This window comes from Streptomyces sp. NPDC021020 (assembly GCF_044333285.1).
GTDB lineage: Bacteria > Actinomycetota > Actinomycetes > Streptomycetales > Streptomycetaceae > Actinacidiphila.
The window spans coordinates 632,286-654,072 of sequence record NZ_JBIRQQ010000005.1; the positions used below are offsets into that span (position 1 = coordinate 632,286).

The window sequence follows — 21,787 nt, forward strand, 5'->3', positions numbered from 1 at the left end:
ACGCACCGAACAGACGCACCAAGCACACGCACCAAGCACACGCCAGTGACGGGAGCGAAAAATGCCGGGCGCCATCCATGCCGAGGGTCTGGTCAAGACCTTCGGTGATGTCAGGGCACTGGGGGGAGTGGATCTTGACGTGCCGGAAGGCACGGTCCTCGGTTTGCTCGGGCCCAACGGGGCGGGGAAGACCACCGCCGTCCGCGTCCTGACCACCCTTCTGCAGCCGGACAGCGGCACCGCGACCGTTGCCGGTATCGACGTGGTCAAGCACCCCAACGAGGTCCGCCGCCACATCGGCCTGTCGGGCCAGTTCGCCGCGGTCGACGAATTCCTCACCGGCCGGGAGAACCTCCAGATGGTCGGCGAGCTCTACCAGCTCTCCGCCAAGGCCGCCCGGCGGCGGGCCGACGAGCTGCTGGAGCGCTTCAACCTCGCCGACGCCGCCAACCGCATCTCCAAGACCTACTCCGGCGGTATGCGCCGCCGGCTGGACCTGGCCGCCGCCCTCGTGGTCAGCCCGCCGGTGATGTTCATGGACGAGCCGAGCACCGGCCTCGACCCGCGCAACCGCCAGCAGTTGTGGGAGGTCATGGAGGACCTGGTCGCGGGCGGCACCACCATGCTGCTCACCACGCAGTACCTGGAGGAGGCCGACCACCTGGCCCACGACATCTGCGTCATCGACCACGGCAAGGTCATCGCCCGCGGCACCTCCGACCAGCTCAAGGCGCAGACCGGCGGCGAGCGCGTCGAGGTCGTCGTGCACGACCGCGAGCGCATCGAGGACGCCGCCCGGGCCCTGCGCCAGCACGGCAAGGGCGACGCCAAGATCGAGCAGCACACCCGCAAGATCACCGTCCCGATCACCGGCGGCGCCAAGCTGCTCGCCGAGGTCATCCGCGACCTGGACGCGCAGGGCATCGAGATCGACGACATCGGCCTGCGCCGCCCGACCCTCGACGACGTCTTCATCTCGCTGACCGGCCACGCCGCCGAGGCGCCCGAGAACGGCGAGGACGGCGAGGACGGGGAGTCCGGGAACGGCTCCGAGGGCGGCGCCTCCGGCAGCACCGTGAAGGAGGGCGCCAAGTGAGCGCCGCGACCGAGACCCCCCAGATGACCCTCGCGCCCCGCCCGCGCGGCGGCATCGTGCAGTCCGCGCACGATTCGCTCGTGGTGGCCAAGCGCAACCTGCTGCGGATGATGCGCATCCCCGAGGTCGTGATCTTCGGCCTCGTCCAGCCGATCATGTTCGTGGTGCTGTTCAGCTACGTCTTCGGCGGCTCCGTCGCCGTCGGCGGCTCCCTCAGCCCCACCGGCTACCGCAACTTCCTCATGGCCGGCATCTTCGCGCAGACCGTCACCTTCGCCACCGCGGGCGCCGGCGCCGGTATCGCCGACGACATGAGCAAGGGCCTCATCGACCGCTTCCGCTCGCTGCCGATGTCCCGCGGCGCGGTCCTCACCGGCCGCACCCTCGCGGACTCGGTGCAGACCGCGCTCACCGTGGTCGTCCTCGCGTGCGTCGGCCTGCTGGTCGGCTGGCGCATCCACAACGGGGTGGGGCGGATGTTCGGCGCCTTCGCGCTGCTGCTGCTCCTGGGCTACGCGTTCTCCTGGATCGGCGCGCTCATCGGCCTGTCCGTGCGCAGCCCGGAGGCGGCCACCTCCGGCGGCCTGATCTGGCTCTTCCCGGTCACCTTCGTGTCCAACGCCTTCGTGGACTCCTCGCAGATGCCCGGCTGGCTGCAGCCGGTCGCCGACTGGAATCCGTTCAGCGCGACCGTCCAGGCCTGCCGCGTGCTCTTCGGCAACCCGGGCGTGAGCCAGTCCGGCGCCTGGCCGATGGAGCACCCGGTGTGGGCGTCGCTGATCTGGTCGGTGGTCATCATCGCGGTCTTCCGCACCTGGGCGGTCCACAAGTACCGCTCCGCGACCGCGTAACGCCCCACGGACACGCTCCACGGACATGCGAAAGCCCCCGGCGGCCCGGCCGCCGGGGGCTCTTGCGTGCTCCGTCAGCCCTGGTAGGGCTTGACCTCCAGGACCTTCACCGACGCCGACTTCCCGTTCGGCAGCTCGTACGTGGCGTCCTCGCCCGCCCGCTTGCCCGCCACGCCCCGGCCCAGCGGCGACTGCGGCGAATACGTCTCCAGGTCGCTGGAGATGCCCTCGCGCGAGCCCAGCAGGAAGGTCAGGGTGTCGTCGGGGTCGCCGTCGAAGGCGATCGTGACCACCATGCCCGGGGAGACGACACCGTCGTCCGCCGGGGCCTCGCCGACCTTGGCCGTCTCCAGGATCTGGTTGAGCTGCCGGATGCGCAGCTCCAGCTTGCCCTGGTCCTCGCGCGCCGCGTGGTAACCGGCGTTCTCCTTGAGATCGCCTTCCTGGCGGGCTTCCTCGATCTTGGCGACGATCTCGGCGCGCGCCGGACCAGACAGATGGGCCAGCTCGGCCTTGAGCTGGTCGTACGCCGCCTGAGTCAGCCAGGTGACGTTGTCGCTGGTCTGGGTCACAGAGTGCTCCTCGTCGGTACAGTCGTGAAGAATTGCATTGCCACCGGTAGCCGGGACGAAACCACGAGCCTAACAATTACCGGCGACGGACGGGAGCGGATAAGTCCGCAGAACACGTCAGAAAGACGTCAGCCGGGCGGCCCCCGTCCAGGGCCCTCCGGCGGGGGGCGGCAGGCCCTGGCTCAGCTGCCCTCAGGTGCCCTCAGCTGCCGGAAGGGCTGTTGCAGCCGAGCAGCTCGCCGGTCTCGCCGCGGCCGGTGGTACGTACCGTGACCACGGTGTCCACGTCCTTGGTGTGCTGGTCGACGCGGACGTCCTTGCGGCCGACCTCGTTGTGGTCGGCGTCCACCGAGCGCAGCGTGCACACGGTGACGGCGTCCTTGCCCTTGTGGACCTCCAGGTGGATCTGCACCTCCTGGTCGGACACCGCCTCGAAGGCCACCACCTGCGCGCTGACCTTGTCGCCCGACAGCGTGTCGTAGCCGTACCAGCCGACACCGGCCGCGACGAGCACACCCGCCACGATCGCGGCGATCCGCAGCTTGCGGTCGGCCCGCGCGTCCGCGCCGGGGCCGTAGCGTCCCGCGGGCGGGGTCGGGGTCGGGGTACCGGTCGTACCGGCCTGTACAGCCGTCATGATCGTCACTCCCGTTCACCGGTCCGCGGAATTATTTGTTTCCCCGCTCGGTCACTATAGGAGGCGTGCCCTCTCCGCCGACCGAGGGGGTTCAACGGATCACCGGACTTTGAGGACAGCAGCCTTGACTGAGCAGCTTCGACTGATGGCCGTACACGCTCACCCCGACGACGAGTCGAGCAAGGGTGCCGCCACGATGGCCAAGTACGTGTCCGAAGGGGTGGACGTGCTGGTGGCCACCTGCACCGGGGGCGAGCGCGGCTCGGTGCTCAATCCCAAGCTCCAGGGCGACCCCTACATCGAGGAGCACATCCACGAGGTGCGGGCCCGCGAGATGGACCTGGCCCGCGAGATCCTCGGCGTCCAGCAGGCCTGGCTCGGCTTCGTCGACTCCGGCCTGCCCGAGGGCGACCCGCTGCCGCCGCTGCCCGAGGGCTGCTTCGGCCTCATGGACGTCGACGAGGCGGCCGGCGCGCTGGTGAAGCTGATCCGCGAATTCCGCCCGCACGTCATCACCACGTACGACGAGAACGGCGGCTACCCGCACCCCGACCACATCATGACCCACAAGATCACCATGGTCGCGTTCGACGCCGCCGGGGACCCCGAGCGCTACCCCGAGGCAGGGGAGCCCTGGACGCCGCTCAAGCTCTACTACAACCAGGGCTTCAACAAGCCCCGCACCCTCGCCCTGCACGAGGCCCTGGAGGCGCGCGGGCTGGAATCCCCCTACGGCGAGTGGCTCAAGCGCTGGGAGGAGTTCGCCCGCCCCGAGCGCAACATCTCCACCCACGTGCCGTGCGCGGAGTTCTTCGACATCCGCGACAAGGCGCTGCTCGCGCACGCCACCCAGATCGACCCCGACGGCGGCTGGTTCCGCGTCCCGATGGACCTCCAGCAGGAGGTCTGGCCCTACGAGGACTACGAGCTCGCGAAGTCCCGCGTGGACGTCTCCCTCCCCGAGGACGACCTCTTTGCGGGAGTCCGGAAGGCCTAGGCGACAATGGGAGGCGTGATTGCATCCCAGGCCTCCCACGCCGTCTCCGGCCACCCCCTGGTCCACCTCGCCGAGGTGAACCAGGACAAGGTGACGCCGGGGCTCCTCGGATTCGTGATCTTCGCTGCGATTGCCGCGGGGTTGTGGTTCCTCATGAAGAACATGGGCAAGCAGATGAAGAAGATCGACTTCGAGGAGCAAGCGCCTCCGGCGGTTGACCGCACGAAGACCCCGGCCCCCAGGACCCCCGGGTCCTGACCCCCGTCGGGGGGTGCCCTTGCGCAGGGCGGTGAGCCAGGGGCGCGGGGAACTGCGCGCTCAGCCATCCACCGGCCGGTGGTCCGGTACGCACCGTACTGCCCCTTCGGGCCGGTGACGACGTGCACCACGGTGGTGGGCTGGTCGCGCAGTTCCCCGCGCCCCTAAAAACGCTCGCCCGGCGCGGCAGGGGAGCGCCCCTGAAAGCGTGCCCAGCGCGGCATGTGTGACGGCTACGCCGGGATGGCCATGATCATGCGGGCCGCGCGGCCGGGGGTCATGGTGAGGCGCCACGCCTCCCAGGGGTCCCCGGGCGCGACGGACCCGCGTTCCAGCAGGAGCGCGTACGTCGCGACGTAGCCGTCCAGGTCCAGGTCCCGCCCCTGGTACGCCTCGCGCGCAGCGAGCCCGCGCAGATCGGCCAGCGCCTGCCGCGTACCCTCCGGGGAGAGCAGCGGGAGGACGGTCGCGCGCAGGAACACCGCCCAGTCCTGCCCGCGCCGGTCGCCGAGCGAGGCGAAGAGCCCCTGCGCCTCCTCCAGCAGGGTCAGCGCCTCGACGAGCCGCTCGTTGCCCGCGTCGATGACCGCCAGCTCCACGCAGCACCAGGCCTCGCCGTGCTCGACGCCGATCCGGCGGAAATCCTGCCGGGCGTCCTGGAGGAGCTGCCGTGCGAAGCCGCTGTTGCGCAGGTTCCCGGTACGGGCGGCGCGCTGGTCGCGGGTGACGCGGGCGGAGTTGTGCCGGGCGCACGCCAGCCCGTACACGTCCCGCATCCGGGAGAACATCGTCCGCGAGCGCTCCAGGGTGCGCAGCGCCGCGTCCGTTTTGCCGTTCTCCTCCAGCGCCAGGCCCAGGTAGTACAGCGACCAGGCCTCGCCGCGGGCGTCCTCGCTCGCCCGGTGCCGCTGGACCGCCGCGTCGAGGTCGGCGGACGCCTCGCGCGCCTCGCCGCGCAGCAGCCGGGCGCGGGCCAGCTGGGTCGTCGTCCAGGCGGTGCCGCGCGGGTCGCGGGCCTGCGCGTACGCCTGCCCCGCGGCGCGCAGCTCGCGCTCGCCCCGGTCCAGGTGGCCCAGCAGCAGGTAGACCTGCCCGAGCTGGAGGTGCGCCCACGCCTGGCCCTGCACGCTCTCGTTGGCGCGGTGCAGCTCCAGCGACTCGTGCAGCAGCTCCAGGGCGCCCGCGAGCTGCCCCATGTCGCGCAGCACCGCGGCCAGCGCGTGCATCGTCCAGGCCCGGTCCTCCTCCAGCTCCGGGGTCTGCTGGATCGCCAGCGCCTCGCGCAGCTTCACCTCGGCCTCGCGCAGGTTGCCCTGGTGGTGCAGGGTGATGCCGAGGCTGTCCAGCGCGCGGGCGGCGCCCGCCGGGTGCTGTGCCTCGAAGTACAGGTCCACCACCGTGGTCAGCGTCGACTTGGCGCGGTCCAGCTCGCCGAGCTGCCGGGCCGCGATCCCCGTACGCCACTGCACCGAGCGCACCAGCACCGAGCGGTCCTCGTCCTGGCCGTCGCGCGACGTCCTGGCCTGCTGCGCCTGCGCCAGCTCGCTGATCTCGCCCAGCCGGTAGAGGTCGCCGCGCAGCAGGCAGTAGTCGCACAGCGCCCCCAGCAGCGACTGCACGGCCGCCCGGTCCACGCCCTCGGTCTCGCGCAGCGCCGCCGTGATGAAGCTGGACTCCTCGTCCAGCCAGCGCAGCGCCGGTTCCAGCGACGCGAAGCCGTGCTGCCCGAAGCGCCCGGCCCGGGTCGAGGTCTTGCCCTCCACCAGCCGCACCACCGTGTTGGCCAGATCGGCGTACGAGATGATCAGCCGCTCGTGCGCGGCCGCCCGCTCCGCCGGGTCCTCCTCGTCCAGCAGCCGCGCCAGCGCGAAGGCCCGCACCAGGTCGTGCGGGCGGTAGCGGTTGCCGCGCACATGGTCCACCAGCCCGGCCGCCGCCAGCTCGGCGAGCCGCCGGCCCGCCTCCTGGTCGTCGGTGGCCAGCAGCGCGGCCGCCGCCGCGGCGCCGAAGCTGGAACGGCCGGCCAGCGCGAGCCGCCGCAGGAGGCGGCGGTTGGGCTCGGGCTGGTCGTGGTAGCGCAGCGCCAGTATCCGGTCCACCGCGGGCTGCGGGCCGAACATCTCGATGTCGGCGGCGAGCCGGTCGTAGCCCCGGTGGTCGGCGAGCGCGGCGCCCGCGATCCGCAGCGCCAGCGGCAGGCCCGCGCACAGCGCGCCGATCCGCTCGGCCTGCGCGGCGCCCGGCGCCTCCAGCCCCGCGGTCTCGGCCAGCCGGCTCAGCAGCGCGTGCGTGCCCGCGGGCGGCAGCGGCCCCACCACCCGGTGGTGGACCCGCGCCTCCGGCAGGTCCAGCGCCAGCGGCTCGCGCGCGGTCACCAGCACCAGGCTCTCCGAACGCTCCGGCACCAGCGCCTGGACCTGCGCGGCGTCGGTGGCGTCGTCCAGCACGATCACGACCGGCACGCCGGTCAGATGCTGCTGGTACGTCTCGGTCAGCCGCCGCAGGTGCTGCTGGTTGTCCTGCCGGTCCTGGCGGTCCTGCTTGTCCCGGAAGAGCAGCTGCTCGCGCGGCGCGCCCAGCCGGTTGAGCAGGTGCAGCAGCGCGTCGCGCGTCGGCAGGGCGGTACGCGACTCGTCCGCGCCCCGCAGGTCCACGACGCACGCGCCGCGGAACTGGTCCTTCAACTGCCGCGCCGCGCGCACCGCCAGCGACGTACGGCCGCTCCCCGGGTCGCCGTGCAGCACCACGACGGTGGGCTGCACCGCGACCTGGGCGCGGGCGTGCTGGACGGCGCGCGTGATGAACGCGAGGTCCTCCTCGCGCCCCGCGAACGGCCCCTCCACGACGGGAAGCTGCCCGAACGACTGGTCCAGCACGGCCCGGGTGCGGGCCGCCGCACTGCGGTCCGTGCCGGTGCCGCCGGGGCGGCGCCCCTTGGGCAGGTCGGCGGCGGTGCGCACGAGCTGGACGAGGGGGGTGGCTTTCTTCGCGGCGGGGGGTGCGGGGGGCTGCTCCGCGGGGGCGGGGGCCTTTGCCTTCGGCGCCGCTTCCGCTTCCACCTCCGCCTCCGCCTCCGCTTCGAGGAAGGGGCGGACGCCGCGGCGCTCCAGGGCCGCGAGCCACAGCAGCCGCAGCTGCTCCGCGCCGCCGGGCGCGGTGCGCTCGTCGGCGCTCGCCGCGCGCCGGGCCGCCCGGCCGCGGGCCGCCGCCGTGCCGAGCGCCGCGACGCCCGCGGCCCCGACCGCCGCGCCCGTCGCCAGGGCGGCGCCCACGGAGAGGCCCTGCCCGACGTCCACGCCGAACGCGGTCAGCGCGGCCACGCCGGTGGCCACGCCCCCCGCCGTCCGCCCGCCCGCGCCTCCCGCGCCGCGCGGCGCCGGGACCGCGGCCAACGCCCGCTGGTAGGCGCCGTACTCACCCGCCGCGGCGGCCGCGATCTCCTCGATCCGCTCCCGCGCAGCGCGCACCCGCGGCGCGGTGTCCGCGGCGCCCAGCTCCGCCGCCACCCGCGCCAGCAGCCGCTCGGCCGCGGCCCGATCCGTCTCCCGCAGCGCGATACGTGACTCCGGCACAGCATCCTCCCCCGGATGGTTGGTCGAATCCGTTTCGTGCCCGCGCACGGTACGCGTCAAGCGCGCGGCCGGGCCCCTAGTTCGTCCCAAGTCTGTTACGCGGTAACGCCCCGGGGTGCAGGGTTCGGTTTGTTGCGCGACCTGGCCGCCGGTGGGGGCTGGTCGCGCAGTTCCTCGCGCCCCTTCGCGGCGGCCCGGTGGGTGGGGTCGGGTGCCGGCACGGGGCACCTCCTCGGAATGCGCGTCTGGCCTCATGCCGTAGGTGGCGGGTCCTGCGTGCGCATTCCTGCGGGGGCACCCCGCACCGTCCCCCTCCCGGCGTCTCGTCGGCGGCTGCCTGCCGGTGGGGTGAATGTCCGAAGGACTGCTGCTCGCCCCCGACGGCGTGCAACCCCCACAGGGGGACCGCAACTTTTGCTCCTACCTGCACGGGTGGTGGGGGTGGGGAACACCCCGCGCCGCCAGGCGCGGGAAACCCCCGCGGCGGGAAAGCCGCCGACGTAGGCCAAGGGGCGCGGGGCCTGCCCCGAGAAGCCCCTGCGGCGAGCCGAGAGCCCCCTACCTCTCCCCGGAGGGAAGCGCGGCGGCCCGCCGCAGCAAGAGGGCCCGCTCGGCGGAGTTACGAGTAAGAGCAGCAGCCCTCACAAATTCGGCGCGGGCAGCGCCCACGCGGCCGAGCCGCGCGAGAAGATCCCCCCGCACACTCGGAAGCAGGTGGTAACCGTCCAGCGCCCCGCCGGAGGCGACCTCATCGGCGATGGAAAGCCCCGCGGCGGGCCCTTCCGCCATGCCGACCGCGACCGCCCGGTTGAGCTCGACGACGGGCGAGGGCGCGACAGCGCCCAGCGCGCGGTAGAGGTCGGCGATGCGGACCCAGTCCGTGTCCTCGGCCCTGACCGCCTGGGCGTGGCACGCGGCGATGGCGGCCTGGAGCGCGTACGGCCCGGGCGCGGCACCGCGGGCGCGGGCGGCGGCGTCGGCGCGGGCGAGCGCGGCGAAGCCGCGGTGGATCAGGAGCCGGTCCCACCGCCTGCGGTCCTGGTCGAGGAGGGTGACGGGTGTGCCGTCGGGCGCGGTGCGGGCGGCGGACCGGGAGGCCTGCACCTCCAGGAGCGCGGCGAGGGCGTGGACCTCGGGCTCGGCGGGGAGCAGCCCCTGGAGTACGCGGGCCAGCCGCAGCGCGTCCTCGCAGAGCGCGGGGCGCATCCAGTCGTCCCCGGCGGTCGCGGAGTAGCCCTCGTTGAAGATGAGGTAGACGACCTCCAGCACGGACGCGAGCCGCTCCGCGAGCTCGGCCCCGTACGGCACCTCGAAGGGCACCCGCTCCTTGGCGAGGGTGCGCTTGGCGCGGACGATGCGCTGGGCGACGGTGGCCTCGGGGACGAGGAAGGCGCGGGCGATCTCGTCGGTGGTGAGCCCGCCGAGCAGCCGCAGGGTGAGGGCGAGGCGGGCCTCGCGGGAGAGGACGGGGTGGCAGGCGACGAAGACGAGCCGCAGCAGGTCGTCCTCGATGGGCTCGTCGGCGGGCTGCTCGAAGACGGCCGCGCCCTGGGCGGTCTCCAGCTCGTGGCCGAGCAGCCGCAGCTTGCGGGCGAAGGTCTCGTTGCGGCGGACGAGGTCGATGCCGCGGCGCTTGGCGGTGGTCATGAGCCAGGCGCCGGGGTTGCGCGGTACGCCCTCGTGCGGCCACTGCTCCAGGGCGGCGACCAGCGCGTCCTGCGCGAGTTCCTCGGCGACGCCTATGTCGTGGACGAGCCGGGTGAGCCCGGCGACCAGCCGCGGCGACTCGATGCGCCAGACGGCCTCGACCGCGCGCCGCGCTTGCTGGTCCCCGGCTGCCGTCATGACCCCCCATGACAGCAGCCGCGGGGCGCCGGCGCAAAGCCGACGCCCCGCGCAGGCCGTTACTCGGGCTCCTCCACGAGCCGCACCTCGGCCTCGATCTCCCACTCCTCGCCGTGGACGGCGAGGAAGCGCGAGGCCCACGAGGTGGCCTCCTCCAGCGACTTGGCCTGGATGATCGCGTACCCCCCGATGACCTCCTTGGCCTCGCTGAACGGCCCGTCCAACACCGTCTGCTTCCCCTTGACCTGCCGAATCACCGACCCCGGCTCACTGGCCCGCAGCCCCCCGGTATCCAGCATGACCCCCGCCTTGGCCATGTCCTCCAGCAGCTTCCCCATCTCCTCCATCAACTCCGCACTGGGCCCCTCACTGGGCGCCTTGGCGGGGTCGAGCCGCAGCAACATCATGTAACGCACGGTGTTCTCCCTGAGTCCGCCGGCCTTCCGGCCGGGAGGCCGCTCTCCCGCGCCCTCACCCCTGCGTCGAACGACCGCCGCCCGATTCGACACGGCGGCAGAATCTTTTCGGGGCCGTGCGTCGACCCAGGTCAGCCCAGGTTCGTGAGATCGATGTCCACGGCGAAGGGAACGGTCGCCTTCACCGCTCCGGTGAAGACCTCGCCCTCCCGGTAGGCGCCGCTCGCCTGGTCCAGCAGGTAGGTGTACACGAGCGGCACCGCGCCCGCGGACTGCTCGATCCGCCAGTAGAAGGGGACGCCCGCGCGGGCGTACTGCTGGAGCTTGACCACCCGGTCGGTGGTCTCCGAGCCGGGGGAGACGACCTCGACCAGCAGCAGCACGTGCTCCGGCCGGGTCGGCGCCCCGGCGGAGGAGGACTGCGCGCTCGGCGGAGTCGCGGATCAGGGCGGCAGACCTGGCGAATGCGGTGCGGGCAGCGGATATGCCGATGCCTGGAGTCCACACCGCGCTGCCACTGCCCAAAAACACGACGCCGCCAGTCGTCACTCTCGTTGCAGACGCAGTACGGGATCGTGGCCCCTTATCCTGGGAGACGACAGGAAGGAACCGTTGATGAGCGTCGACGCGGTCATGCACACCGAGTTCCCCGCTGGGCACGTGGTCTTCTTCGGTACGGAGGGGAAGGTGGTCATGACTCCGCAGAGCTTTGAGCACTCCAGCACGATCAAGTCGATGCAGATCGACTCGCTCTCGCTCGGCCGGCATGCGAAGACCGCCTCCGACGTGTACCTGGACTTCCCGGCTGACGAGAACTCGGCCCCGGACTTCGCGATCCTGCGGGAGGACGCTCAGCGGCAGGGCAAGCGCTACGGCTTCGAGGACGTGCTGCTGATCGCCGAGGTGGTGTCGGTTTCCTCCGCCCGCAAGGACTACGACGACTGCACTGCGAAGTACGGCCGCTACGGCATCCCAGTCTACGTGGTGGTGGACCCGTACGCCGCGGAGGTCGTCGTCCACACCCGGCCGACCGGCTCCGGCTACATCGCAGCGCACACGCACAAGTACGGCTCGGGCAAGCTGCCCATCGAGCTGGCCGACGGGCGGACCTACACCCTCGACCTGGACGAGCTGCCCCGGCCCGAGGCGGACGCCCGCTGATCGCACCGGCCGGTTCACGAGGGTATGCCGAACCGTCTCGTGGACGCGATCTCGCTCGCACGCGCGTGGCCGTGAGCGAGGTGTGTTCGCTGCTGGAGTGGCACGGCCACATCGTGCAGGAGATCGACGGCGCGAACGACCACTGAGCCGTTGGGTATCTCCGGGATGTGAAGACTCGGGCACAGAGCTTCCACCGTCTGAGAGTATTGCCGGAGCGGTGTGCACCGAGGTCGCGCGGCCTCGCCAGACAGGATTGACTGAATGGGAGCCCAGGTGTCGTTGGAATGGTTCTCGCTGGAGAACTACCGCTGCTTCAAAGAGCGGCAGCAGGTGGAGCTCGGAAAAATCACCGTGGTGCTGGGACAGAATAACTCCGGTAAGAGCGCGGTAGTGCGAGCGCTCCCGCTCCTGTCCACCGGTATCCGCGGCGATTCCCCGTCTCCTCTGGACTTGGACGCCCTCCACGGCTTCACTCCCTCGTTCACCGATCTGATCCATGGCTCGTCGCCCCATGGGCGCATTCACATAGGGGCATCGTTCGGCATCGACAGCGGAACAGTTCTCAGCGCTACCGCCGAAGTCCAGAACATCGCCAACCAGGGAATTCAGCTGGTTTCCTCGTTGGAGATCTCCTCCGGCTCGGAGACCACGAACCTCACCTGGATCCCCAGTAGCGATGCTTATTCTTCAGAGAAGCGAGAGTATCTCGTCGACGGGCGGGAGGAAAGCGTTGGGTTTCGCGGCCTGCTGCCCGATTCGACGGACTGGGCGGATTCTGTCGGCGGCGTTCACGGAGTCACCAGGAGGATTCGAAAAGAGTTTGACGAGATCCGGTACCTGGGTCCGTTCAGGAAGAGTCCAGAGCGTTTCTTCCGATCGCCGGCCAGAGCGTCGGGAAGTGTCGGCTATCGGGGCGAGCGGGCGCTGGGCATGCTCGCCACGGACGAGATGCACGGGCGTGGTCGGATCGGTCGTGAGTTCAATGCCCTGCTGGCAAAAATCCTGCCCGGGTGGCGCCTCGAAGTGACCGATGTCGGCTCGGGAATGTACGTCCCCAAGCTGCGTTCCCTGCGCGACACCGATCTGGTTGTCCACATCGATGACGTGGGCACCGGAGTGGTCCAGTTCCTCCCGATCGTGGTCCAGCGCGCCATGGACCGGGTGGAGCCGCCCGCGAAACCCGTGATCGAAATTGTGGAGGAGCCCGAGCTCCACCTCCATCCGTCGGCGCACGCCGCGATCGCCGATCTCTACGTCGACGCCGTGCGCCAGTCGCAAGTGCGATTCCTGGTGGAAACACATAGTGAGAACTTCCTCCTCAGGCTACGCCGGCGGATTGCGGAGCGGAAACTGACGCCGGAGGACGTGAAGATCTACTTCGTTGAGCAGGCCGAGGGATCCGCTTCCTTGCGAAAGATCGAAGTAGACACCCTGGGCAACCTCGACTACTGGCCGAGAGGAGTCTTCTCGGAGGACTTCGATGAAGTTCGCGCCATCGCGGACGCGCAGGCTGAACGGACCGACGATGCGCGTTGAGATTCCGGTCGATCTGTTGAAGGATCACCAGGGTGACGAGAACGCGGAGCTCATACTGAAGCTGATCGCGTTCTTCCGGGAGGCACGACACGAGTGGGTGATTTCCCCGCGTGATGTGGACGCCGTCCATGCCTTCTTCCTGCGGCACGTCCCGACTTTGGCTCAGATCTACCTGCTGCTCGCACAGAAGGCGAGCATGGCCCAGGCATGGGCTCCGCATGGCGGTACTGCGGGCATGGTCAGAGTGGCTGGCGAGACGCTGGCGGATGACATCCGCGACCTGGAGCGGCCGGCCGTGCTGGTGGTGGAGAACGCGATCTACGACTGGCAGATGATCGAGGCGCTCGCACGCCTGATGGGCTGCCAGGAGGTCGTCGACGCCAAGGAGGGCAGTCGCCTCGGCGTTTTCAACGGAGGCGGCAAGGACGGCGCGACCTGGCACGCCGTCGACCAGGCTGCGAAGTTCTCCAGGACCAAGCGCGTGGTCCTGATCATCGACAGCGACAGCTTCCACCCGGCTGACCGGACCGGTAACCATGAGAAGGCCGATGCTGCGGCCCGCAAAGGCGTTCATTCCCACGTCCTTAGCTTCCGGGAGATGGAGAATTACATTCCCAACCGGGTTCTCGCGCGACAGCCAAAGAAAGCCGTCGGGATGTCTTCTATGGCCAAGCGCCTGGAGTCCCTCAAAACACTCTCATCCGACCAGCGCGCCCACTTCGACATGAAGCATGGATTCAAGGGTAAGTCGCAGAAGAGCGCTGACCGAAAAGGGCGCCACTCCGGGCAGGCGGGGACGACTTACTTCGTCCCACTGCGCCACGGTGGTCTGTATGACGGAGTGGCGGAGCAGGATCTCATCGCCCTCCAGGAGGGCTTCGGCACGGATTTGCCGGGCCTGTTTCTGCAAGAGGTGATGCGCGGCGGAATATCGGGTCGGGACCTGGATGCGCTGGGTTCCGGTGTGACACAGGAACTGCGATCAATGTTCGAAAAGATTCGAGGCGTGATCTAAGCATGGGAGACATTGAGATGGTCAAGGATATCTCAGTGGTGCCGGAGGTCCACTTCTTGGAGGAGGTGCTGGAGCGGATTTCCCGGGGCGAGCTGCGGGTGCCGAAGTTCCAGCGCCCATTCCTGTGGCGCCCCGACCAGATGCTGCAGCTCTTCGACAGTATGGAGCGCGGCTATCCGATGGGAAGCCTGCTCATCTGGGAGACCACCATGCCGCTCGCGAGCCTCGACGTTATTGGTGGGCGCAGCATCCCGCCGGCGCCGGAGGGAGCGAAAGTCGCCTATGTGCTAGATGGACATCAGCGGCTCTCGACGCTCTTCGGGGTCCTCCACCGCTCGGCCGACGCCCCGCAGTCAGCGCAGCAAGAGGACTGGATGTGGTGGGTCTACCGGCCGCTCGGCCGGTCGGACCACGATGGCGTGCGCTACCGCCACTGGAAGAGCGGCGAGGCGACGCCCGGAAATTTCCTCCCCATGAGATCCGTGCTTGGGACCCTGGACTTTCTCGAATACGCGCGAAAGCTGTCCGATGTCTCAGACTCCCGGGAAGAGGCGGACAGCCTCACCAACGAGAGCGAGCGCATCGCGAAGCGGGTGAAGAACTACAAGGTCTCCGTGGTGAAAATGGAGGGTGGCACTCTCCGGCAGGCTATTGAGGTCTTCTCCAGGATCAACAGCAGCGGCCAGAAGATGCGCCCTGACCAGATGGTCTCCGCCCTGACCTACGAAGTCACCGGGCCGGAGACGCTCAGCGACAAGATGGAGGAAATTAAGGAGCGTGTCGCTGCCTCGGGATTCGGGGAGATCCCGATCATGACGATCTTCCAGACGGTCCTCGCGCTCTCCGGTGAGGAGGATGTGCAGCGGGACACCTCCTGGGAGACGATGGCCCGCAAGGTGCAGGACCAGCTCACTACCGCAGTGGAGGACGCCGACCGGATCCTGCAGGAGGTAGTCGAGTTTCTTCGGGACGAGGTCCGGGTTCCGCTGGCCCGCCTGGTTCCCTACAACATTCAGATCATGCTGCTCGCTGTCTTCTTCCACTTCTCCGGAAACGCGGACGCAGAGCAGCGGGACAAACTCCGGAACTGGTTCTGGACCACGTCGCTGGCGGGCACATTCGCCGGGGCCACCACCACTCAGGTCCGTAATTCCATCCAGCAGATGAAGGCATTTGCTCAGGGAAAGAGCGGGCTCAGCTTCTCAGGCGAGCGGGCTCGCGCCTTTCCCGCGCGCTTCGACCTGCGCAGCGCACGGGTGCGTGCCTACCTCCTCTGGGACCTGCAGACGTTCCCGGAGCGGAAGAACCTCGATGGCAGTATCGCCAACGTGCTGGAACAGTTGGCGACGGCACACACCGAGACCTACCGGCACATCATCACCCAGAGCGGGGTACCAGGGGCGTCCAGTCCCGCCAACCGGATCGTCATGACGACGCCGCCCGGTGTGTCGATCAGGCAGGCGCTTATCAGGCTCGCGGAGGAAGGACGGACCGACATCCTGGACTCACACGGAGTCAGTCTCGCATCCATCGAGCATCTCAAGGTCGACGACTACACCAGCTTCATCATTACGCACCAGCGTGAGGTGGCTGCGCGGGAGAGGCAGTTTATCGAGAGCCTGGGAATCGAGTCGGCTGACAAGGAGGTTGGGGAAGCCGATATCGACACCGAGTGACGAGCGCCGAGTCCAGGTGCGTACAGCCTCGAGGGCATGATATGGCTTGCTGCTATGGATTCGCCGACCACGCACGATGTCGTTGCGCACCGTGTCTCCACTATGGCTCTAGGAATCCGATCCTCATGCCGGGCAACGGCGTAGTGGGTCCCCATCGGTTGAGCGAGTGGCTGCATGCGGGTTCAGCCGTCGGGGGTGGGTCTCTGTGAGAGGCTGAGGCACATGAACTGGTTGGCTGGTGTGACCTCGCCCTACCTGTTGCAGCATGCCGACAACTCGGTGGACTGGTGGCCGTGGGGGGCGGAGGTGTTCGGGGAGGCGCGGCGGCGGGGGTGCCGGTGCTGCTGAGTGTGGGGTATTCGGCGTGTCACTGGTGCCAGTGCACTTGTTGAACTCCGTGGAGAAGTGGACGAGCGTCAGGGCGATCCTGGAGCCGGACGACCGGGGCAATCCCACCTCGCGACAGGTCGGCATGAGAGGACCTGCCCGCCCGTCAACCTCATTTATTTCTGAGTAGGGAGTGGTGGGCATGGAACCGTGATCGCAGGTTCACCGAGATTAGCCGCACAAGCCTCTTCGTACCGGGGGTGGTCTCGCCTGGACACGCTGTTCGTACCTAAAGGTTGTCCCGTAACTGCCGCCTCGCATCCGCGTTGGTCATGGCATGGATGGGGTGATCTCGGCGAGCGATCCGATGTGGATCGAGCTGTTCTCGGGGTTGAGCGAGTCGCAGTTCCGCAAACTGGTTGCGCTGGTCCGACGTCGTGGCGGTGACGTCCAGCGCGGGCGGCCTTGGCGGCTCTGCTTGGCGGACCGGGTGCTGCTGGTCGCCACCTACTGGCGGACCAACCTGACGTTGCGGCAGGTCGCGCCACTGTTCGGGATCTCGAAGTCCGCTGCGGACCGGGTGCTGGACCACCTCGCACCACTGCTAGCGATCTCGCCCGCCCGCCGGCCGCGGCAGGACACCGTACTGATCGTGGACGGCACCCTGGTCCCCACCCGCGACCGGACGATCGCGGCCTCCAGCAAGAACTACCGGTACTCGACCAATCAGCAGGTGGTGATCGACGCCAACAGCCGGCTGGTCGTCGCCGTCGGACTGCCTCTGCCGGGCAACCGCAACGACTGCCGGGCCTTCACCGAGTCCGGTGTCGACCGCGCCTGCCGGGACGCGCCGGTCCTGGCGGACGGTGGCTACCAGGGGACCGGCGCCCTGATTCCGCACCGGCGGCGTCGCGGACAGGAGCACCTCACGCCCGAGCAGGAAGCCGACAACGCTGTCCACTGCAGGGCCCGGGCCCGGGTCGAGCACGTCTTCTCACGAATGAAGAACTGGAAAATCCTGCGCGACTGCCGCCTGCGCGGAGCCGGCGTGCACCACGCGATGCTGGGCGTCGCACGGCTCCACAACCTTGCGCTCAGCGGATGAGCTGGTCCCGCCGCACCGTGAACTCCTCAAGGCCGTCGGGCGTCGTGACGCCATGCACTGAGGTGGAGACGGTGACAAACTCGTCATCCCCCGCCAGGCCGTCGCCCTCGGCGACCGCGCAGGCAACGGTGACCTCCACCGGATACGACGTGTCCGGGCCGAGCTCGCCCATCGCCGCGAAGATCGGGGCCTTGTCGAACAGCGACCGGCGCCGTCCCGCCGCATCCGTGAACTGAACCTCGACCACCCCGGGCCACGGCTCATCGTCCACCCAGCGGACCGCCTCACATCGCAACTCAAGCACGAACGCCCCCACACCCGAACAAGGTCATCAACGAGCGCCAGTATGCCGCGAGACACCGGGCCCTGGTTACGGGACAACCTTTAGGAGTGCTAGTGCGTTGTTGCTCGATCTAGCCTGGCCCCGCAGGGTAAAAGGGTGGGAGTAAGGTGCCGAAGGTGCCTGAAGAGTCGGCGCGTTGGGCGCATAGCCGTGAATGCTGGTTTGGGAACGCCAAGAGGTCAGCCGCTGGGCTGACATGGCGGACAGAACGAGTACGGCGAACCCATGATCAGCTGGCAGCGCGGCAGCACATTGGCTCATGGGGTGCTTCAAATCCACAGAGTGGTGGCACCGACCGGTCGAGCAGAGGATCTTTCCTGACACTGAGGTTCCTTGGCGCTGCTACATCTGACGTTGCGCCTGTCACTTCAATTTCTCATCAATGTAGTTGAGCGGAAGGGGAGCGCAGGGGCGATCGCGTCGAACTGCGCGTGGGGTGGCTGCCCACGTCGGCAACTGCTTGGGCAAAGGCACGGAAGGTCAAGACCCGCTCGGGGGCGCCAAGGCCGCGCAGTGCGCACAAGAACCCGACCAGAAGGGTCAGGGGGTAGATGGCGCGCTGGAGGGTGAGTGCACCAGCACAGATCGCAGTGGACAGAAGCGCCACGGTCACGGTGAGAATCCTTTCAGAGCGACGGCGCACCACCAGGTGCGCTGACCTCATACAAGGCTGCGCGGTAGCCGAACTCCGAGGCACCTTGCGTGCCAAGGCGCGCGAAGTGCCTGGTCGGGCCGATAGTGTCCGGACTTCCGGTCCGGATCGTCGACCGGGAGTTACCTTCACGCCTCGCGTCCATATCTGAGTCGAAGGAAGAGCAGCGGCTGCTCGAAGGGATCGGCTCTCCTCTCGAAGCGAGGCGGGCGGCCGCCCTTGCCGCCGCGCCGGAGCCGGTCGCGGATCTGGTCAGCCCGCTCAAGAACATGTGCGGGATGCCTTGGTCCCGTAGCCAGGTCCGGATGGCTCTGGAAGGTGTAGCCCTTGGCACTTCAGCTGCGTCCAAGGGCGCCTCTCGCCTCGGTTGCCGCGGTGAACTGAACCGCATGAAGTCGTGTGTGTTCTGGCCCGTGACGCCGAGGAAGGTCAACGGCCCAGCGCACCGGAAGCCAGGTACCTGGCGGTCGATCCCCCGGAAAGCGGCCGAGCGCTAGGCCGTGGAGATCCTCTTTCTATTCCCGGCGGCATGCTGGTGAGCGTCTACGAGGGTCGAGCTCACGGACGCCAGTCAGTCGGCATCGATAAAGATCAGCACGTGGTGACGCGATTTGGCGAGATAGCATCAATGTGTGAATCCTCGGGATGGATCGCGAGGTGACGCGTTCCCGAACTCCTCGAACCATCCTTCTGGCCGCAGGTCTCCAATGCCCATACGTCGGTTGAGCGGGTTGTCGGGGTGCTCTAGTCCTTGCAGCATCGGGTCGTAGAGAAAAAGCACATCGTGGTCCTGGAAAAGCAGATCTGAACAAACATCCCAGTCGTAGTCGCCCTGCTGTTCGGGGAGTCCTTGTGTGAACTCAGCCACCAGATCTGGTTCATCGCATGTCATTGCCGACGCGCTCGCTAGGGCAAAGTGGAGCGCCAGTTCCTCCGCTGCGCAGCGTGGATGGGGAGAGCGGCCGAGAGTGATGTCCTCGTTTAGATCATCCAGAGCTCTTAGCACTCTGCGCCGCCAATGCCATGACTGGTTCCATGTGGAGGCCGGCAAGAGTGCAAAGAAGATCCCGAAGCTGTTCGGGGAGATCGGCTGGTCACCCAGCTCGGTCAACTCGTCGTGAGCCATATCGGCGAGGATCTCCAGGTTGCAGCTGAGGATGCGTGATGTGCGGGCCGTCATCTGCCACGGCTTTTCGTCCTCCTCATCCCATTCGACGTTCGGGTCCCAGGTTTCCGAACCCAGCTCGTTTCCCATTTCGGGCCGGTAGATTCCTGGTTCATTGAAAAATGCGACTGCAACTGCATCTCCGCCTTCTGCAGCGCGAACGTACCACTCATGAGCTTCGTCGTCTTGCTTATGCCGCTGGGCGATCACACCGCGGAGTCGCATGGCAAGAGCATCTCCCTGGCCGGCGGCCCTCTCGTAGCAGGCCGCTGCTTCGTCCCATCGCCCTTCAATTTCGTGGAGGGCGCCAAGGGTGCGGGCCTGCAACGGGGTTCCTGTCTCAGATACGCTCCGGTACCACGAAGGCCAGGTGTGTTCCGGACGTCTTTCGCGCTGCACGAACCCAAGGTCGTGCATTGCGACGTGGTTACCCCGGGCCGCCAGCGGGGAAAAGCAGCGCTCGGCGAGCACCAGACGACCGAAGCGGAAAGCAGACCGTCCAACAGGTAGCAGCTCGCTACCGCCATCCGCATGCGTGACCGCAGCTTCCCAAACCTCGTCGGGGATGGCCGTCGCTTCGACAGCACGGGAAATGGCGTCGACGAGGTAGTCGAATGGCCGCCAAGCCCCGGCAGCTTCCGTGGCAACCAGCATTCCTGCCACACCGAACTGGATCTGGGTTGCCCACACTAGAGCCTGCTCCGGGCTCTCAGCTTGGAGGCGTGAGGCATCCCCGGCACTGAGATAGCACGCGGACAGTTCCAGCAGGGTCTCGGCGGGCAAAGGGGTGGAGATGCCTGCCCGTGCAAGATCAATCGCTGCCTGAACCAAGGCAGCACCACGGGGATGACCTTTCGGCTGGCGTCGAGTCGTCAGGAATTCCTCGAGCAGCTTCGGTCCGGCTGCGAGGTATTCCGCGATGCCGTGAACGCCGTGGTGGTGGGATGCGTCAGCCAGGCGGCTGTCCGAGTTTGGGTGTGCCAGGTGCGCGTGGAGCCTACCCATTTCTGTATTGGACCACTGCCGGTCCAGTACGAGGGGCTCGATGAGGTTCAGGATCCGGGATCCAAGGCGGCGCACGGATGCTACGCCAGCGTCCACGCCACGCAACGCGCGCTCACTGTAATTGCCGTACACCTCAGAACGCATGGTGGCCACGACCACAACCCGTTGCTCTAGAAGCGCAGACAACATGCCTTGATCGAGGCTGCCGGGAAGGAGGAAGCGGTCGAGGTCGTCCAACCAGAGCACCCACCCCCGTCGGCCGGGCCTTGGTAGGGACACATGCGCTAGCACGGGGCTCAGGTCGCTGGCTGCAGGCGGGGCGATGATCCAGTGTTCGGGCAGTTCGCGTCGTACAGCCTCGAAGGCGCACCGCGATTTTCCGGCTGTGGACTCGCCGACCAACAAGACGAGGCCTCCGGTTTCCCTGGCTTCCACCAGTTGAGCCGAGACCGCGCTGTCCGCGTCCCGTGGCACATAGGCTGGTAGTGGAGTAGCGCCCTCGAGGCGACTTGTTCGGTGTACGCCCAGTTCCAGAGGATCGGACTCAACCACAGGGCGGATCGGGATCCGGCCTGCGCCGACTGTGATCTGGCGCGATTCCTCCAGCGCCGGACTGGGAGTCTTTGCTCGCGCCGCGCGCAGTAGGCGATCCCAAACTGCCGGGTCGGCCAGTGCGACAGGGAGGGCGATGTTGCGCTGCCGAGCCAAGCTGTCGACCGCCCGGAGAAACTCTCGGAAGAGCTTATTGGTTGGTGTGTGCTTCCCGCTTCGCCAATCGCTGATGCGCTGCACGGACAGGGAACTTCGCCCCAGGCGGTTCCTGCTCGCAGAGCAGATGGCGGCTGGCTTAGGGGAGCCAGCAGCAGCGAAAAGAGCCTCCAGGCGCTCCCGGAATTTACGCTTTCCCTTGTGTTCCGTCACGGGGAATCTTCCGGCGCTGTCAGACGGCGCCCAGGTCGACAGTGACGGGGAACGGAGCGGCAGTCTTGATCGCGCCGGTGAACATTTCGCCGTCCCGGTAGGCCTTGGTGGCGGGGTCGAGGATGTACGTATAGATACGTATAGACGAGCGGCACCGCGCCTGCGGACTGCTCGATCCGCCAGTAGAAGGGGACGCCCGCGCGGGCGTACTGCTGGAGCTTGACCAGCCGGTCGGTGGTCTCCTCGCTGGGGGAGACGACCTCGACCAGCAGCAGCACGTGCTCCGGCCGGGGCGGGGTGACGTCGATGGTGTTGGCCCGGTGGACGACGACGTCGGGGCGCCGGTTGATCAGCGGGACGTCCTGGAGGCGGACGTCGAAGTCGGTGTCCGCGTTCCACTCGGCGCCGCCCGCCGCGTCGAGGGCGTTGGCGAGGATACGGGCGAGGCGGTTGTGCCACTTGGACGCGCTCGGGTCCACGACGACGATTCCATCCACGACCTCGATACCGGCGCACTGCTCGGGCGACCAGGAGCCGTACTGCTCGGCGGTCACCAGCTCGTGCATCCATGCCGGCGTGGTCATCTCCGCGCTCACGGCGTACCTCCTCCGTCGCCGAGCGGGCACCATGCTCTCCG

At 68.4% G+C, this 21,787-nt stretch carries 16 protein-coding genes and 3 pseudogenes; 10 read left to right on the forward strand and 9 right to left on the reverse strand.

The features are described 5' to 3' along the window. Positions 1-61: 61 nt before the first annotated feature. Positions 62-1,096 (forward strand): ATP-binding cassette domain-containing protein, encoded by a 1,035-nt coding sequence (locus tag ACH4SL_RS18090; protein ID WP_398446459.1) that lies wholly within the window; start codon positions 62-64, stop codon positions 1,094-1,096. A 23-nt stretch (positions 1,097-1,119) separates the two neighbouring features. Further along, on the forward strand, positions 1,120-1,947 hold the full coding sequence (locus ACH4SL_RS18095; protein ID WP_398446679.1) for an ABC transporter permease: 828 nt from the start codon (positions 1,120-1,122) through the stop codon (positions 1,945-1,947). 74 nt (positions 1,948-2,021) lie between these two features. Here the strand turns inward: ACH4SL_RS18095 and greA are convergent, their stop codons facing one another. Continuing rightward, positions 2,022-2,519 carry a transcription elongation factor GreA gene (gene greA, locus ACH4SL_RS18100; protein ID WP_398446461.1) on the reverse strand — a complete coding sequence of 166 codons (498 nt, stop codon included), beginning with the start codon at positions 2,517-2,519 and terminating at the stop codon, positions 2,022-2,024. 202 nt (positions 2,520-2,721) lie between these two features. After that, the gene (locus ACH4SL_RS18105; RefSeq protein WP_398446463.1) at positions 2,722-3,156 is read right to left on the reverse strand and encodes a DUF4307 domain-containing protein; all 435 of its coding nucleotides are present in this window, start codon (positions 3,154-3,156) and stop codon (positions 2,722-2,724) included. A gap of 124 nt (positions 3,157-3,280) precedes the next feature. Between ACH4SL_RS18105 and mca the strand changes: the two genes are divergently transcribed. Further along, positions 3,281-4,153, forward strand: coding sequence for a mycothiol conjugate amidase Mca (gene mca / locus ACH4SL_RS18110; RefSeq protein ID WP_398446466.1), 873 nt, complete (start codon positions 3,281-3,283; stop codon positions 4,151-4,153). A 15-nt stretch (positions 4,154-4,168) separates the two neighbouring features. Further along, positions 4,169-4,411, forward strand: coding sequence for a hypothetical protein (locus tag ACH4SL_RS18115; protein ID WP_398446468.1), 243 nt, complete (start codon positions 4,169-4,171; stop codon positions 4,409-4,411). A 233-nt stretch (positions 4,412-4,644) separates the two neighbouring features. Here ACH4SL_RS18115 and ACH4SL_RS18120 read toward each other — a convergent pair whose 3' ends face one another. The 4 genes and pseudogenes from ACH4SL_RS18120 to ACH4SL_RS18135 form a co-directional block, all read right to left on the reverse strand. Beyond that, positions 4,645-7,983, reverse strand: a complete 3,339-nt coding sequence (locus ACH4SL_RS18120; protein WP_398446470.1) for a tetratricopeptide repeat protein — start codon at positions 7,981-7,983, stop codon at positions 4,645-4,647. A 558-nt stretch (positions 7,984-8,541) separates the two neighbouring features. Further along, entirely contained in the window at positions 8,542-9,828 is a 1,287-nt protein-coding gene (locus tag ACH4SL_RS18125; protein WP_398446472.1) for an RNA polymerase sigma factor, read from the reverse strand. A 59-nt stretch (positions 9,829-9,887) separates the two neighbouring features. After that, positions 9,888-10,235 carry a YciI family protein gene (locus ACH4SL_RS18130; protein WP_398446681.1) on the reverse strand — a complete coding sequence of 116 codons (348 nt, stop codon included), beginning with the start codon at positions 10,233-10,235 and terminating at the stop codon, positions 9,888-9,890. Between the two features lie 140 nt (positions 10,236-10,375). Further along, positions 10,376-10,645: pseudogene (locus ACH4SL_RS18135) on the reverse strand (Uma2 family endonuclease); the annotation flags it as partial. A 214-nt stretch (positions 10,646-10,859) separates the two neighbouring features. On the opposite strand from ACH4SL_RS18135, the gene ACH4SL_RS18140 reads away from it, so the two are divergent. The 6 genes and pseudogenes from ACH4SL_RS18140 (at position 10,860) to ACH4SL_RS18165 (ending at position 17,064) form a co-directional block, all read left to right on the forward strand. Beyond that, positions 10,860-11,405, forward strand: a complete 546-nt coding sequence (locus ACH4SL_RS18140) for a Uma2 family endonuclease (RefSeq protein WP_398446474.1) — start codon at positions 10,860-10,862, stop codon at positions 11,403-11,405. A 261-nt stretch (positions 11,406-11,666) separates the two neighbouring features. Continuing rightward, on the forward strand, positions 11,667-12,941 hold the full coding sequence (locus ACH4SL_RS18145; protein WP_398446476.1) for a DUF3696 domain-containing protein: 1,275 nt from the start codon (positions 11,667-11,669) through the stop codon (positions 12,939-12,941). Further along, the gene (locus ACH4SL_RS18150; RefSeq protein WP_398446478.1) at positions 12,931-13,956 is read left to right on the forward strand and encodes a hypothetical protein; all 1,026 of its coding nucleotides are present in this window, start codon (positions 12,931-12,933) and stop codon (positions 13,954-13,956) included. Before ACH4SL_RS18145 ends, ACH4SL_RS18150 begins: the two co-directional genes overlap by 11 nt. Positions 13,957-13,958: 2 nt before the next feature. Beyond that, entirely contained in the window at positions 13,959-15,632 is a 1,674-nt protein-coding gene (locus tag ACH4SL_RS18155) for a DUF262 domain-containing protein (RefSeq protein ID WP_398446480.1), read from the forward strand. A gap of 222 nt (positions 15,633-15,854) precedes the next feature. Further along, positions 15,855-16,009 (forward strand): annotated as a pseudogene (locus ACH4SL_RS18160) (DUF255 domain-containing protein); the annotation flags it as partial. A 287-nt stretch (positions 16,010-16,296) separates the two neighbouring features. Continuing rightward, positions 16,297-17,064, forward strand: coding sequence for a transposase (locus ACH4SL_RS18165; protein WP_398446482.1), 768 nt, complete (start codon positions 16,297-16,299; stop codon positions 17,062-17,064). On the opposite strand, the gene ACH4SL_RS18170 is transcribed toward ACH4SL_RS18165, so the two are convergent. The 3 genes and pseudogenes from ACH4SL_RS18170 to ACH4SL_RS18180 all read right to left on the reverse strand — a co-directional run bounded on the left by ACH4SL_RS18170 (position 17,054) and on the right by ACH4SL_RS18180 (position 21,746). Next, entirely contained in the window at positions 17,054-17,335 is a 282-nt protein-coding gene (locus tag ACH4SL_RS18170) for a hypothetical protein (RefSeq protein ID WP_398446484.1), read from the reverse strand. The two genes, ACH4SL_RS18165 and ACH4SL_RS18170, sit on opposite strands and share 11 nt — an antisense overlap. Before the next feature lie 1,349 nt (positions 17,336-18,684). Continuing rightward, on the reverse strand, positions 18,685-20,466 hold the full coding sequence (locus tag ACH4SL_RS18175; RefSeq protein WP_398446486.1) for a hypothetical protein: 1,782 nt from the start codon (positions 20,464-20,466) through the stop codon (positions 18,685-18,687). Between the two features lie 703 nt (positions 20,467-21,169). Next, positions 21,170-21,746: pseudogene (locus ACH4SL_RS18180) on the reverse strand (Uma2 family endonuclease). Positions 21,747-21,787 lie beyond the last annotated feature (41 nt).

Coding starts and splice junctions, on each gene's coding strand:
- ACH4SL_RS18165 (WP_398446482.1), top strand. CDS start 16,297: ATGGATGGGGTGATCTCGGCGAGCGATCCGATGTGGATCGAGCTGTTC.
- ACH4SL_RS18140 (WP_398446474.1), top strand. CDS start 10,860: ATGAGCGTCGACGCGGTCATGCACACCGAGTTCCCCGCTGGGCACGTG.
- ACH4SL_RS18090 (WP_398446459.1), top strand. CDS start 62: ATGCCGGGCGCCATCCATGCCGAGGGTCTGGTCAAGACCTTCGGTGAT.
- ACH4SL_RS18125 (WP_398446472.1), bottom strand. CDS start 9,828: ATGACGGCAGCCGGGGACCAGCAAGCGCGGCGCGCGGTCGAGGCCGTC.
- ACH4SL_RS18145 (WP_398446476.1), top strand. CDS start 11,667: ATGGGAGCCCAGGTGTCGTTGGAATGGTTCTCGCTGGAGAACTACCGC.
- ACH4SL_RS18150 (WP_398446478.1), top strand. CDS start 12,931: ATGCGCGTTGAGATTCCGGTCGATCTGTTGAAGGATCACCAGGGTGAC.
- ACH4SL_RS18130 (WP_398446681.1), bottom strand. CDS start 10,235: ATGATGTTGCTGCGGCTCGACCCCGCCAAGGCGCCCAGTGAGGGGCCC.
- ACH4SL_RS18105 (WP_398446463.1), bottom strand. CDS start 3,156: ATGACGGCTGTACAGGCCGGTACGACCGGTACCCCGACCCCGACCCCG.
- ACH4SL_RS18095 (WP_398446679.1), top strand. CDS start 1,120: ATGACCCTCGCGCCCCGCCCGCGCGGCGGCATCGTGCAGTCCGCGCAC.
- ACH4SL_RS18155 (WP_398446480.1), top strand. CDS start 13,959: ATGGGAGACATTGAGATGGTCAAGGATATCTCAGTGGTGCCGGAGGTC.